10 protein-coding genes are annotated in these 15,108 nt (G+C 43.6%); 7 read left to right on the top strand and 3 right to left on the bottom strand.

All coding sequences use genetic code 11. The features are described 5' to 3' along the window. The first annotated feature begins 136 nt into the window (after positions 1-136). Positions 137-1,474: an ATP-binding protein gene (locus tag BM043_RS10520; protein WP_092791452.1), complete on the top strand. Its 1,338-nt coding sequence runs from the start codon at positions 137-139 to the stop codon at positions 1,472-1,474. A gap of 26 nt (positions 1,475-1,500) precedes the next feature. Here the strand turns inward: BM043_RS10520 and BM043_RS10515 are convergent, their stop codons facing one another. Then, positions 1,501-1,752 (bottom strand): hypothetical protein, encoded by a 252-nt coding sequence (locus BM043_RS10515; protein WP_092791787.1) that lies wholly within the window; start codon positions 1,750-1,752, stop codon positions 1,501-1,503. A gap of 104 nt (positions 1,753-1,856) precedes the next feature. On the opposite strand from BM043_RS10515, the gene BM043_RS10510 reads away from it, so the two are divergent. From BM043_RS10510 to BM043_RS10495, 4 genes are all read left to right on the top strand, one after another. After that, on the top strand, positions 1,857-2,453 hold the full coding sequence (locus BM043_RS10510; protein WP_092791450.1) for a Crp/Fnr family transcriptional regulator: 597 nt from the start codon (positions 1,857-1,859) through the stop codon (positions 2,451-2,453). A 59-nt stretch (positions 2,454-2,512) separates the two neighbouring features. Continuing rightward, positions 2,513-3,391: a pirin family protein gene (locus BM043_RS10505; protein ID WP_092791448.1), complete on the top strand. Its 879-nt coding sequence runs from the start codon at positions 2,513-2,515 to the stop codon at positions 3,389-3,391. A 273-nt stretch (positions 3,392-3,664) separates the two neighbouring features. Beyond that, positions 3,665-3,961 (top strand): hypothetical protein, encoded by a 297-nt coding sequence (locus tag BM043_RS10500; RefSeq protein WP_143189514.1) that lies wholly within the window; start codon positions 3,665-3,667, stop codon positions 3,959-3,961. An 83-nt stretch (positions 3,962-4,044) separates the two neighbouring features. Next, positions 4,045-5,715, top strand: coding sequence for a sodium-dependent transporter (locus tag BM043_RS10495; protein ID WP_092791444.1), 1,671 nt, complete (start codon positions 4,045-4,047; stop codon positions 5,713-5,715). A 252-nt stretch (positions 5,716-5,967) separates the two neighbouring features. Here the strand turns inward: BM043_RS10495 and BM043_RS10490 are convergent, their stop codons facing one another. Together BM043_RS10490 and BM043_RS10485 are read right to left on the bottom strand one after the other, a co-directional pair. Beyond that, the gene (locus BM043_RS10490) at positions 5,968-7,134 is read right to left on the bottom strand and encodes a PepSY-associated TM helix domain-containing protein (protein WP_092791442.1); all 1,167 of its coding nucleotides are present in this window, start codon (positions 7,132-7,134) and stop codon (positions 5,968-5,970) included. Then, positions 7,134-9,512 (bottom strand): TonB-dependent receptor, encoded by a 2,379-nt coding sequence (locus BM043_RS10485; RefSeq protein ID WP_092791439.1) that lies wholly within the window; start codon positions 9,510-9,512, stop codon positions 7,134-7,136. Before BM043_RS10485 ends, BM043_RS10490 begins: the two co-directional genes overlap by 1 nt. 486 nt (positions 9,513-9,998) lie before the next feature. Between BM043_RS10485 and BM043_RS10480 the strand changes: the two genes are divergently transcribed. Both BM043_RS10480 and BM043_RS10475 read left to right on the top strand, forming a co-directional pair. Continuing rightward, on the top strand, positions 9,999-12,443 hold the full coding sequence (locus BM043_RS10480; protein WP_092791437.1) for an FtsX-like permease family protein: 2,445 nt from the start codon (positions 9,999-10,001) through the stop codon (positions 12,441-12,443). A 235-nt stretch (positions 12,444-12,678) separates the two neighbouring features. Next, the gene (locus BM043_RS10475; RefSeq protein WP_092791435.1) at positions 12,679-14,571 is read left to right on the top strand and encodes an outer membrane protein assembly factor BamB family protein; all 1,893 of its coding nucleotides are present in this window, start codon (positions 12,679-12,681) and stop codon (positions 14,569-14,571) included. The last annotated feature ends 537 nt before the right edge of the window (positions 14,572-15,108 follow it).

Below are 15,108 nucleotides of genomic sequence, written 5' to 3'. Positions count from 1 at the left end.
CAAAAGAATTTGCCACCGCTTTATTACAAATAGGTTGATATTTTACCTCATCTTTGTTACAAATAACTAGATATTTTACCCCCTCTTCATTACATTTGAATAATCATTTTATTCAAAATATATAATCACAAACACCATGCTCCCTAGATTAGCTTTTGAAAAGCTTTTGAAATGGAAGGACCTTAAAAACAGAAAACCTCTTGTGATTAGAGGGGCAAGACAAGTGGGTAAAACTACCCTCGTTAGGGAATTTGGTAAAGAATTCGATAATTTTATCGAACTTAATTTAGAACGGCCTGAAAACACCCGGCTTTTTGAACTAGAAAACACTGAAAAAATTCTTAATGCAATTTATCTCCAAAAAAACATCAAAATCAAATCGGGAAACACCTTACTTTTTATTGATGAAATCCAGGAAAACCCTAAAGCAATTCAGCACCTTCGATATTTCTTTGAGGACCGTCCGGATCTATTTGTTGTGGCAGCCGGCTCGCTGTTAGAATTTGCATTAGCAAAGATTCCGAATTTCCCTGTTGGGAGAGTTGACTATTTATTTTTACATCCCATAAACTTTGAGGAATATTTGTCGGCACTCCAACTGGAAAACTTACTAGATGCTATTAAACAAATCCCTGTCCCAGATTATGCTCATCAAATAATCAAAAACCATTTTCATGATTATGCTTTGATTGGAGGCATGCCGGCATTATTGAATGAATATCTTGAAAAACAAGGGGTGATTTCTCTACATTCCGCATACTTAAAACTCTGGCAAGCTTATAAAGATGATGCTGAAAAATATGCAAGAAATAAAACAGAAAGACGAATAATCCGACATGTAATTGAAACAGCACCATTCGAATTTGATCGAATAAAATTTGAAAGATTTGGCAACTCCAATTATAGAAGCAGGGAAGTGGGAGAGGCATTAAGGGCACTGGACCAAGCAAGAGTTATTCGAATTATTTACCCAAGCACGAGCGTTAAACTCCCCCTATCTATTGATTTTAAAAAAAGACCAAGACTTCAATTTTTGGATACTGGACTTTGGAATCACGCGATTGGGATTCAAGCGGAAATGATTCATGTTTCTGACCTCGACCAGATCCACCGAGGTAGAATTATTCAACATCTAGTAGCACAAGAAATCGAATCAAAATTCCTTGATTCTCAGTTTAAAACCCATTTTTGGGTGAGGCAAGAAAAAGATAGCAATTCCGAGGTGGACATTCTCTATCCATTTGAAAAGTATCTTATTCCCATTGAAGTAAAATCTGGAAGTTCTGGGACTTTACGTTCACTTCATCAGTTTATTGACCGCTGTGAGCATTCATTTGCAGTTAGGTTTTATTCAGGTCCTTTTAAAATTGAACAAACTAAAACAACTACTAAAAAGCTGTTTACCTTAATTAATATTCCTTACTATCTCGCCACTCAACTCGATCATTATTTAACCAAATACATTCCTGCCTAATTATTAAGGCAATTACACACGAATCATCACATCACCCTCGATTCTGAGTATAAATCATAGGCGGCTACGAGCATCTGCCGTTCAGGGGTAGTTCCATAGCGGGGGTAGCTTTGGATTTCTGAGCGGCTTTGGACAAAAACCGGTAAATATTCTCCCTCAAATTCATCCCAAATCACCAAAAGGTAAGCATACGAAATCTTGCTTTCCCGACCTTTTTCGAGCCAGGTTTCAAAAAGTGATTCTTCAAGTGACAAGGGGAAATCGGGACTGTCAAACATCATAGAAACTAGAATTTGCTCAAAGATAAAACAGAAAACGGGATAGCCCGTTCCCCATTTTATCCAATGAAACGTTCCTTGATTTTTTTGTAATTTTAATTCCAATGAACAACTTCCGATTTACCCATTTTCTGACATCAAATGCCCAGCTGGATCAAGAGCTTACCGACAAAATCCTATCGCATTGCAGCCGAAAAAAAATCAAAAAGGGATCATTTTTACTTCTTGCCGGAGAAAAAATCCAGCATTCCTTTTTTGTAGAAAAGGGATTACTCAAGCAATATTCGGTTGATAAAAAAGGGAAGGAACATATTTTGCAATTTGCCCCCGAAAACTGGCTGATGGCCGACCGGGAAAGCGAATATTTTGACAAGGCTTCTTCGTATTTTATCGAGGCAGTCGAAGACAGCGAAGTCTTTTTCATCAATAAAGACCTGATTATACAGCTTTCCAAAACCGATGAGCGGTTTATTGCTTTTAACAATCTCCTCCTTCACCGCCATATCCGGAGTCTGCAAAAACGCATCACGCAGCTGCAGAGTGCAAGTGCCGAGGAACGCTACCTCGACTTTATTCAGACCTATCCTGATCTCACGTTGAGAGTTCCTCAGACCCACATTGCTTCTTTTCTGGGCATCACGCCTGAAAGCCTCAGCCGCGTCCGAAAAGAACTCGCAGATCGGCATCGAGGCCGTTCTTAACCTACATCAATGTACGGGATTTTGTCAGGATCTAACTTTGGAGAAAAATAGGAGAAACTATGACAACCAAACGAATTGAACTGATCGCCAAACCCAATCCACCCCATTTCGTCGGAGATGGATTTCGGGTGCACAATTTCATCCCCAGCTATCCCGGATTGGATATGAAGCGGATGGATCCTTTCATCATGCTGGACTACAATTCCAACCATAATTTCCCGCCCAGCCAAATCCCAAAAGGAGTCGGTGTACATCCGCATCGCGGATTTGAGACGGTGACCATTGCCTACAAGGGAAAAGTCGAACATCACGATTCGTCTGGCGGTGGCGGAGTCATCGGAGAAGGCGGAGTCCAATGGATGACCGCAGCAAGTGGAGTCTTGCACAAGGAATATCATGAGCGGGAATGGAGCAAAACCGGAGGAGAATTTCAGATGGTCCAACTCTGGGTGAACCTTCCCGCCAAAGACAAAATGAGTCCGCCCAAATACCAGGCTTTGGAAAATGAAAATATCGCCAAAGTGACACTGCCCAACCAAGCGGGAATCGTCGAGGTGATCGCAGGAGAATATAATGGGACCCAAGGAAGTGCCAGCACCTTTAGCCCACTGAATATGCTTAATGCCAAACTGGAAAAAAACGGCGAAGTGGAATTTACCATTCCCGCGGCCCACAATACGGCAATCCTGGTTTTGGAAGGAAGTGTACAAGTCAATGGAACTGAAAAAGTCCCTACCGATCATTTGGCCTTATTTGAAAACAAAGGGGAGAAGTTTACCCTAAAAGCCCTGGAAAAATCGGTAATCCTGATTCTAAGCGGTGAACCTTTGAATGAACCCATCGCCGCCCACGGTCCCTTTGTGATGAATACCCGCGCTGAACTGATGGACGCTTTCCGGGATTTTAACGAAGGGAAATTCGGGTACTTGGAAGATTAAGAACCGAAAAACATCATTTGATCAAAAAGGCGGAACCCAGTTTTCCGCCTTTTATTTTGTTAAAAACAAACCTTAGAATATTATTCAAGCGACTCATTTTTAAGACCTTAAGACTAGTGAAAAAAAATCTTCACCTCTCAAAAAATCAATCAGAATTTTAGAATAGCTTTGGCGGAAATTCGACCGATGATAAAGAAATTCTTTTCTTTTTATCCGCTCTTTTGTGAAAGGTGTTCAGCATCTTCGATCCCAGGATTGGTAATTATTTTTGCCATGGGGGTGAGCCTTTTTTCAAATCCTATTCGGGAAGTTTTTGAAACTCAAAAAACCGATGCCACGCTCATCTTTTCGGATTTAAGCCATTCGGATGTTGGGTATTTGCCCGGATCCAATCCACAATCTTCCCTGACCAAAAATCAGGAAACTCAGCCCTTTGAAAAAATCTTTTTCGGGCAGAGTTTTGAGCATTTAAGTATTGAAATGAGTATCGGCTTGGTTTCTGATATTGATCTTAACCGCCATTTTGATACGATTCTGTCCCATATCCACCCTTCTCATTTCTATTTCTAAAAACTCACTTTTTATTCCTTTCGGCTCTATTCGATTAGCCAACCAACACACGTTTTTCAATTTCTGAATACCACAATTAATTTATGGAAAAAACATCTCTGCCCAAAGAAGCCTGGGGCTCTAGGCTTGGACTTATTCTAGCCATGGCCGGCAACGCGGTCGGTTTGGGAAACTTCCTTCGATTTCCTGTTCAAGCCGTCCAAAATGGCGGTGGCGCATTTATCATTCCTTACTTGGTATGCTTCTTTCTTTTGGGAATTCCCCTACTCTTTATCGAATGGTCATCCGGTAGATTTGGAGGAAAATTCGGAAACCACAGCACGCCCTTTATTCTCGACAGTATGGGTAAGCGGGCCGCTTGGAAATACATTGGGGTTTTTGGAATTTTCACCAATATCGGCGTAGTCGCCTATTATACTTACATCGAATCCTGGAGCTTTTCCTATGTGCTTCACGCCTTGATAGGAACTTTCGAGGGAATGTCCCAATCTCAAGTTGCCCAGTTTTTTGACGAATATATTTCATTGGGAAGTAGCACTTTGGGGATTCCCTTGGAGCCACTGTTTTTTTACGTTTTGGTGCTTTTCCTCAATGTGTATATCCTTTCGAAAGGACTGGGAGGTATCGAAAAAGTCGCCAAAATCGGGATGCCACTTTTGATATTATTTGGGATCCTCCTGGCAGTCACAGCCTACCAATTGGGCGATTCGGGGAGATCTGCCGAATTTCCCGACGCCAACGCCTGGGACGGTTTTAATTTTCTATGGACTCCCCAGTTTGATTCCCTGCTCAATCCGAAAGTTTGGCTGGCTGCGGCTGGGCAGATTTTCTTTACCCTTTCTGTAGGTATGGGCACCATTCAATGCTACGCCGCCTACCTCGATTCAAAAGACGATATCGCTTTGAATTCGGTATCGGCTGGATTTATGAATGAATTTGTCGAAGTGGTTTTGGGTAGTGCCATTGTCATCCCAATCGCAGCGGGATATTTGGGGATCGATTGGGTTTTGGAAAATGCCGGATTCGGTATGGCCTTTCAAACCATGCCTTTTCTCTTTCAGCAATGGGGAGAATTTTTCGCCGCCATTGCCGGAGTCTCCTGGTTTGGTTTGTTGTTTTTTGCGGGGATCACTTCCTCACTAGCCATGGGCACCCCTTGGATGGGATTTATGAAGGACGAGTTTGGCTGGGGAAAGAAAAAAGGAGCCTATTCTTTTGGACTTTTAGCCTTGATTATGGGTCTTCCTACGGTGCTTTTCTATCATCAAGGAGTCTTTGAGGAATATGATTATTGGGCCGGAACAGTCAGTTTGGTGGTTTTTGCCCTCTTGGAATCCATCCTATTCGCCTGGGTATTCGGGATGAACAAGGGCTGGAACGAAATCACCACAGGAGCAGATATCAAGGTGCCTCAAGTCTATAAATTTATCATCAAATACATTACTCCTTTACTTTTGATCTTCGTGTTTTTGGGAGCTTTGATTACTCCGGAGGGAAACCAATGGGCATCAACTATCCAATCGCTATTCAGTGGTCAAGGATGGAATCTCGATCCCGGTTCTATTATCGAAAAACTCTCCCATGCGGACATTAAAATTGAGCTGGCGGCAAGCCAAAGTCAGGAAGAGATTCGGCTTTTAGAAGAAAAAATCCGCTATTCCAATTTTGCCCGAATTCTATTAGGCACGCTGTTTCTCCTCATCTGTTTGCTGGTATTCTATGCCAATCACAAACGCAAAACCAAAATCTCATGAATCCATTAGCCCTTATGCTACTTATTCTCACCCAAGCTTTTGTCACGGGTGCTACAGTTTACTTTCTGATTAGAGTCTTGAAATCTCCTGAAAAGTCGGAAAAATCCTAGAAATCAACGATTGACATGCGGGTTATCCAAAATGATTATCCCATTAAGCCATTCAAATAGCTTAATGGGAAATCTTATTTAACTTAATTCATCCATTGCGATTGCCTGCATGTCTGCTAAAATTCATTTTTGATAAATCTCACTAAACCGGAACTGCCTCTGAAATCGATCTCTTTACCTTGGTTTTCTCTTTCTTGCTTTTCTTTTTCCTTCCCCACCAAATCAAAAATCCAGTTACCGGCAAGGACGCAATGATCGCACTTAGAAAAAATGCCAGTACTTTCCCAGGTAAGCCGGCAATCGCCCCGACATGGATGTCATAATTCATTCGCTGGAGTTTATCCCCTACGCTGGCTTCGTCAAAACGGTTCCACACATGATCGACCGGGAGTTCCTCTAGGGTATACTGGTCAAAATAGCGATAGTCCATTTTCCAATAAGTCGAGGCATCGGGATTGGCATTGGCAGCATAGGAACCGTGCTCATAGTCAGGGGGATGAACCTCAATCCACTCTGCATGGGGATATTCGGAGCGCATTTTCAGCCAAACCTGATCAATACCCGGAATATCTCCGGTGTACTGCTGGGTCGAATCAGAGGCTGGGGCATAATATTCGACAAAATCTTTCCCACCGGTAGTTGCGGCATAATAAGCATCCCTAAACCAAGTAAAGCCCCAAACCAAACCGGTCAGGGTGAATACTAAGGCAAAAATCATCACATAAAATCCCAATACCTGATGGAGATCGTAATTTTTCCTTCTCCATCGGGCATCCCAGCGGATTTTAAAGCTTTTACTGCTTCCTTTCTTCTTTTTGGGCCACCAAAGGACCAAACCCGAAATCACCATTACTAAAAAAACCAAGGTGAACGAAGCTACTACCGGCTGCCCGATCTCAGGAGGTAACCAAAGATAAAAATGCCCATCCAGAACTACTCGGAAAAAATCCGCATACTCGTCATTCAGCTTGAGAATCTCGCCGGTATAGGGATTGACGTAGGCAATTTTATAATGATCATTGCCTTCTCCGTAGCTAAAAAATATCGCTTGAGCTGAGCGCTCCGCAGTTGGATAAAGAATCCCGTGCAAGTGCCCTTCGGGAAAAGCATCTTGCGCAATTTCACTAATTTGACTGGGTGGAAGGACTGCTTTTTCCTTTGGCTCCACAAACAAAAAAGAATAAGTCAAATCCTTGATTTCGGTCTGAAATGCATAAATGCAACCCGTCACCGCCACAATAAACACCACTAGCCCGGACGAAAGCCCGAGCCAGAGATGAATTTTTCCTATCCAGTGTTTAAGCTTCATTAAAATCGATAGTTAAAACTTAGGGCAATGTTTCGCAAAGACTGAGGGGTCACTGTGGACCAACCTGAGAAATAGCGTTCGTTGCTCAGATTATTGACTTTCAAAGCCAACAAGTATTGACTGCTGGTGTAACTAACGGCGGCATTGAATACCTGATAGGCCGGAATCGCAAAGCTACCATTGGCACGATTAAGGGTCAGGTGCTCGGAGGCTGCATTTCCGCCAAATCCCAAACCAAATCCCTTTAGGCTGCCAGTGGGGATGGAATAGCTCAACCAGAAATTAACCAATTCCTCCGGACCTGCCTCTTCCGGTCTCAATCCCAAGTAGCCATTGACCGGATTGTCCTCGGTTACTTCAGCGGTATTGTTGGAATAGCCGGCGATAATGCTCATCCCTTCAAAGGGAGAAGCGACCAGGGAAAACTCAACTCCTTTGCTTTCCACCTCGCCTGCCTGTAGCGTATTGTTGATATTATCCGGATCGTTGATCAAGCGGTTTTTAACTCGTATATCGTAATAGCTCAAGGTGGCAGCTAATTTATCCTCCAGCAAATTGGTTTTGACTCCAAATTCCATTTGATTGGCTTGCTCCGGATCAAAAGCCTGCAATCTTGGATTGCTGCCATCAGCATTGGCCACGGTACGCGGTGCCACATTAACGAATCCATTCATGTAATTGGCAAAAAGGGAAACTTTGTCCTGAACTGGTTGATAAACTACACCAAGCTTGGGTGAAAGAGCTGTTTGACTTTCCACCTCTTCCTCAATCCAGTAATCCGTCTTTCCCTCAAATCGATCAGCTCGCAAACTCGCCATTACGGAGAGGTTGGACCTCAGATTGATGACATCAGAAATGTAGGCACTTAATACGGTGCTTTTTCCGGTAGAATTGCCTTCAAAAGAATCGCGAAGCAATTCATTTACTCCTGCCTGAGTGAGCACTCCGGTGTCACTTCCGTCAGATAGTTTGACCGATCCGTTGGCTACCCACCCTGTGCTTCCATTGAAAATACTCTGATCGTAATAATCCAACCCTACCACCATTCGGTTTCGGAATTGTCCGATATTAAAATCACCTATGAAATTCTGCTGAATATCCGTGGTGATTGTTTGTCCGCTTCGGTCGGAAATAAAGCGGGTAAATGAATCTCCATCGCCCGCATCAAATAGGTAGTGATAATATCCACTAGTCTCCGTGGCACTTCTGGAAATCACGGTTTGAGAGGTCCAGTTTGGAGAAAGCTCATACAAAGCCTGGGCTTGAATGCCATAGCTCGGATTTTGTATACTAAGGTCATTTCCGGTAAAGCTATTTTCATAATTGGCTAAAAATGGATCGATGCGATCAAATTTCAATTCAGCATTTCGGTTCAGAAAGAGCATCGGGGCATTGACCGACTGAGATTGCAAAAACTCAGTGTTGATGATAAATATCAAGCGCTCAGAGGCTTTGAATTTAAAAGAGGGTGCGATGAAAAAGGAGCTTCTGTTTCCAGCATCTTGAAAGGTATTTTGCGATTGATAAGCCGAATTGACCCGAATGGCAGTAGTCTCACTGATAGGCACATTGACATCGGCAGTCAGTCGGTTCATCCCGAAACTTCCGGTAATAAATCCAACCTCTCCTTTAAAGAGGTCAAATGGTTTCTTGGTGGTGATATTAATCAAGCCTCCATAAGAGATGACTGCACTTCCGAAAAGTGTCCCGGATGGACCTTTGACCACATCGATGGTTTCGATATTTGCCGGATCCAATGCCCCGTTATTGACGTTAGGCATCCCATTTACCAAAGTCGGTTGGATAGAAAACCCACGCATTGCGTAGTACTCCGCGCCATCTCCACCTCTTCCAGTAGATTCCCAAAGGCGGGTAACTCCAGTGGCATTTTTCATGGCATCGTTCATCGTGGTTACGACTTGCTCGCGCAATAGACGACCGGAAATCGAATTGTACACCTGTGGGTTTTCAATATCCTTAAGCGGAAGTTTACCCACAGTGAAGCTTGAATCGGAATAAAATCGGTTGGACGAAAAATCAGTCACCACAACTTCAGAAAGTTCGGTAGAGCTTTCCTTCACAGAAAAATTCAAGGTAAGCGTTTGATTGGCTGCGATGCTGATACTTTGCTCCTGTTTTTCCAATCCTACAAAAGACGCAAAAACGGTATAAGTACCAGGTTCGATATTTTTGATTTCATAATTTCCAAAGCGGTCTGTGGTAGATCCTTTGGAAAGGCCTTGGATTCCCACGTTGACAAATTCCAGGGGCTGATTATCGGAGGTAGTGACTTGTCCTTTAAGGGTAGCTGATTGGGCAAGGACTACGAAATGAAGCATCCCAAACGCCAGGGTGAAGAGTAGAGATTTGATATTCATAAATCGGATTGATTTGACGCTGTAAACTTATTAACTGGATTAATTCTAAACAAACAATTTAGAATTAATCTCGATAAATAAATTTATTCTTCAAGTCATGGCTTAATTAATGTTCTATTAATCAAGATCCTGTTAAAACTCTCAATAACTTGAAAATTTCAGAGTTCAAATCTTTGGATAAAGTTCATTTAATAAGCATTATCCCTAAGACAATTTAGAGACTAGGAATAAATTCATTCTTCGGTAAGATTTTCTTGAAAATCCTATGATGATTATCCACTTTTTTTACAAATCAAATCCCCTTTGCACTTTATCAGATCAGAAGACTGAAATCCACCTATTGGACCAAATCCCGTCTATTGCCCGCCAATGAACAATTTTGTCCGATTCATGCGGCAAAGGACTCATTAAAAGGCCTCTTTTTGCAGTCTCTGATACTTTTTCTTTGGCATTATACTGGATAAAAAGTTAAGAAATCGACGAACCATGATTAAGAACTATTTTAAAATAGCCATTCGTAATCTTTTCAAAAACAAACTCCATACGGCCATCAATCTCATCGGGCTGTCCATAGGATTAGGTGTGGGGATTTTGATTTTTTTCTTTATTCAGTTCGAACTTAGCTTTGACCGCTTTCATTCGGACAGTGAAAAAATCCATCGGGTCAAAAGCCACGAGGTCGTGGATGGGGAGATGAACGAATCTTTTTCATCGCCCATGATAGTAGAGGAAGCATTTCGGGAAGAATTCCCACAAATCGAACACATTTCCGGCTTAGTCACCTCCAACGTTCAAGCCAAACTCCCCGACGGCACCAAGCAAATCCAGAGTTTTCTGCTCGTCAATGCGGATTTTCTCCAGCTCTTTTCTTTTCCCTTGGTCCAGGGCGATCGCTCCTCCCAGCTCAAAGACAAATTTTCCATTTTGGTCACGGAAAAAACTGCCCAGCGCTATTTTGGAGATGAAGATCCAATCGGAAAAAGTATTCAATTGGAAATGGGTGAAGAAGCACAGGATTATTTGGTCACTGGTGTACTACGGAATATTCCGGCCAATTCCTCCATTCAATTTGAAATGCTGATGCCTATGGACAATATGGATTTTTTTGCTAATGAGCAAAGAATGAACTCCTGGTACAATGTCTGGGGCCAAAATATTGTCAAACTCCGAAATCCGGAGGATGCCGCAACCATGGAAAGTCAGATGGAAACTTTCATGCAAAAAGTCCTCGGGGAAGATTATGCCCCGGGCCAATTTTACTTTACTTTCCATCCAATCTCGGAAATGCACTTTTCAGAGGGAGCAGGAAATGGCGGACTCCAAACAACCCGAAAATCATTGCTTTGGATCCTAGGAGGCATTGCCTTTTTGGTTGTCCTGATCGCCTGCATCAACTTTACCACGATGGCCATCGGAAGGGCTACCATGCGAGCCAAGGAAGTAGGCGTGCGGAAAACCATGGGTGCAAATTTCAGACAGCTCATTTTCCAGTTTCTGACCGAAGCATTTTTAATCACGCTTTTCTCCACCTTATTGGGCGTGTTGATTGCAGAGCTCCTGCTTCCGACATTCAATTCACTCTTTGAAAAGGAACTGGGCTTAGCCTATGGTCCGATCCAAATCGGAATACTCATCACGCTCATGCTGCTCATTACCCTTTTGGCCGGAGCTTATCCCGCATTTTTCCTCTCTGGACTCAAGCCTATCCGCGTGCTCAAAGGCAACTTATCCATCCACTTTGGGAAACAGGGACTGCGAAAGGGACTGGTAGGCTTTCAGTTTTTTATCTCCTTCCTACTTCTGGCCGCCACACTGATTATGGTCAACCAAATGAATGCGATTCGCAATTTCAATTTAGGTTTTGATCAGGATCAGGTGCTGGTCATCGAGATTCCGGACGTCCCGTCCAACAGTTTTGTCAAATCCCTCAAGGAGAGTTTTGCCAAAGCCGAAACCTACCGTCAGGCTATTGAGGGGAGATCAGAAATTGCTACCTCAGGAATCACCGTGGGAACTTACGGAGATGATGCCTATTGGGAACTGGGTTTTCCGCTCGAGGACGGAACTCAGTTTGACTTTTATGTCAATTTTATCGGAGGAGAATACCTCAATACACTGGGATTGGAACTGGTCGAGGGACGCGGCCTCAGTCCGGAAATCGGTTCGGACAGCAGTGCTCTTCTGATCAATGAAGCCTTTGCAGAAGCCTTTCAATGGGATGATCCCACAGGGGAATTGCTGCCCGGGACCGAGTTTAATCCCCATCAGATTGTGGGTGTGGTAAAAGATTTTCATCACGAATCTCTTTACCGGCCGATTGCTCCGATCGTATTTGCGAAATCACCGGAGACTATCTTTAGCGGAATCAACAATCTTATGATTCGCTCCAATACCAACCCGAGGATTTTGGTGAAAAATGCTACTTCCAATTTCGATGCTTTCCTATCTGTGCTGGAAGATGAATACCTGAAGGTATTTCCAGGAGAAAATTTTGAATTTAGCTTTCTCGATGAAAGTATAGAAGCCCAATATCGGGCAGATGATCGTTTGGGAAAAATGGTACTAGCCGCTTCCTTGATTGCGATTTTGATCGCTTCTATGGGGTTGTTTGCTTTGGTTGCGCTTTCGATTGCGGGACGAACCAAAGAAATCGGCATCCGAAAAGTACTTGGCGCAACGAGTTGGAGTATTTCGTGGATGTTTGGAAAGGAATACATTTTATTAACCCTTTCCGGGATTCTGATTGCCTTCCCGCTGAGCATTTATGTGATGCAAAACTGGATCTCCCAATTTGCTATTCGGGAATGGCCGTCTTGGCTCAGTTTTATCATTTTGGTACTGGGAGTCCTGATTTTCACCATTCTGATCGTTTCTTCTCAATCTTTCCGAGCCTCCAAACTCAACCCGGTGAAAACCCTAAAGGATGAGTGACAACCTCTAATCCACTACTAGTCTCATTTCTAGATTTTTCACCGCGACAAAGTTCAATTTTTATTGAACACTGGATTTACCTATACAAAAAAATCTAGTCTAAGCGGTTGGCCAGTTTTTAGTAATTTAACCCCTAAACCTCATTTTTTAATCCAAAAAATACGGCAAACAGCGTATGGAATCCCGAGCTCATTCCTCCGTCCTTTAGCCTTGGAATTCAACCATACGCAAAACCATGAAAAAGTATTTATCCTTAGCCTTTGCCGCATTATTTGCAGGCAGCGTCTGGGCTCAAACACCCCCCACCTATTCCTACGATATCGGCGGTAAAATCGAAAAAATGACGTTGACCGATGCCGGTGTTCTCCTAGTTAATGGAAGTGACGGACTGTTCGGCATCCGGCCCGGTGCAGCTAGCCCTCACTTTAGCTTTGCCGAATACGGCAAAATCAAAGAAGAGGAAATGGAATTCGTTCCCCTTAGTCCGTATGTCATTTTGACCCAGGGCGGAAAATCCCAAATCCCAGGAACCATCTTTGCCAACTCCAAGCGCACAGTCATCGATGTGATTACCGGAGAAAAGGTCTTTGTCACCGAAGAAAACGGTTGGAAACAAATCGCCCAACTCAAAATTTTTCTTCCCGAAAACAAACTTGTAGTAGTGGGAAATCGGGAAAAGAGCGAAGGTGAAATCCTGGCAGTAGGCATCTACGATATGGCTACAGGCAAGCAGGAGGGTTTTGCTAACCTGGACCCCAATGCCGGCAAAGTCCGAAGTGCCGCCGCCATTCCCATGAGTTCGGGTGCCCCATTCCTGCTCAATGACCGGGTTTTTGTCCCCACCACCAAAGGCGTTGTATGTGCTAATGTGAAAGACGGAAACATTCTCTGGGAAAATGAAGTGAAAAACCTAACCAGCATGGTCGCCGATGAGACAGGAAACGATATTTATGGTTTTGAGCAGCGCAGCAACGGGGATACCCGGATTTTTAAATTTGGAAAAGACGGGCAGGACCTTTGGGAGGATGAGCGCAAAATCAAGGGAAGTATCACCCGATTCCAGATTCTTCCCGGCGGTTTGGCAGTTGTCAGTGATGTGTTCAAAGGAGGCAGCAGTCTGGTGAGTCAGCTTAGTGGTCCCGGTGAATCGAAAATTGCTTTCTTAAATGCTTCCAACGGAGAAGATCTTTGGGAAAAAGCCCCCAAAACCAAGGGATACGTGCAGCATTTTTACGTAATGGAGGATGGAATTCTATTTGGCCTGCAGGAAGGTGGGATCAATAAAATCAAATTTGACGGCACTCCCCTTTTCAAAAAACCGATTGATACCGGTGCCAATATTCACACCATGGCCACCACGCCTCAGGGGATGATTTACATCACCGATACCGACGCCAATATCATCAATCTCAGTACCGGAGATGCGAAGTGGAAGAAAGGAATTCAATACAAAAAAGCCACTGCTGTATCAAGTGCTTACGACAAAGCCAATGGGCGCTACTTGATCAGCACTGGGGAGGAAATCATGGCTATCGATGAAAATACGGGGGATGTGAGCACCTTTGCGAAGCTTAAATTTGAGGGAAAAGAAAGCCCTTATGAGATTGGAACCCGTGCCTCGGGCATCTTTTTGGCCTCAGATCAAAACATGATGATGCTAGACGGTGGCGGAAAACAAAGTTACCATGTATTCCATAAGGCGCCTGGTCAAAGCACCTTTGCGAAAGTTGCCTTGGGCGCACTAACGTTGGCCTCTGCCACCGTTTCCGCTGCCGCAGCTTCCCAGTCTACCTATAGCTATCGAATTGGCGAATACAACAGTGCCGACGCCCGTCGAGCCAATGATAATGCACGAGCCGCAGAATCCTTTGCCAATATTGCCTCTGTCTCCTATGGGGAAATGACCAAGCGATTCAAAGCCACCATGGCTACGGAAAATGCACGCTTTATTTTGACTGATCTCAGTGATGGTGTGGGTCTGGTGAAAGTCAACAAGGATACCGGAAAAACCGAAAAGGAAATTGTCCTTAAAGACAAAAAGCCGGTTTATGAAGTGGATGATATTGAGGGCTACCTCTATTATTTAGCCGGTTCAGGTCAAATCAACTCATATGATTTGAAGAATTAAATCAGTTTTGAATGTGAAAAGAGCTCCTTTGGTTTTGGCCGAAGGAGCTTTTCTATTTTAAGGCTGATCCTAAGAACCAATGGTTGGTGTTTAGATCAAAAAGCCTGAAGGCCTGCCCGACGCAGGCGGGGCTTTAACCTTGAATAGCCCCGTATGAAGCAGCGACTGAAAAGAGCTGCTAAATGCGGGGTTTGGTGAATTGGAAAGACCCACATCTCGGCCCGGGGATCCGCCGGAAACCAGCAGCGTCATGCCGAGGAGGTAGACAAAAATTGATAGGTAGAAACCAATTCTTGAAAAAATCATTTCTGAATGCACCCTCCGAGGGATTTGGCCTGATAATGTATTGTTTTAATTGAAAATCATACTTTGGATTACGGAGAACCCTCGGAGGGTTTGGATTTTCCAAAACCTTGGAGGTCTGATCTCAACCAATATGGATAATTTGGATCTGCTACATTTGATTGGACAGTAAGTTAAGCCCCTTAACTTAGAACCAATGAAAGAAGGAACAAGAAGAAGTTTTGACAAGGAATT

Source organism: Algoriphagus hitonicola (assembly GCF_900113375.1).
GTDB classification, from domain to species: Bacteria; Bacteroidota; Bacteroidia; order Cytophagales; family Cyclobacteriaceae; genus Algoriphagus; species Algoriphagus hitonicola.
This window is presented reverse-complemented; position numbering and strand designations above follow the sequence as displayed.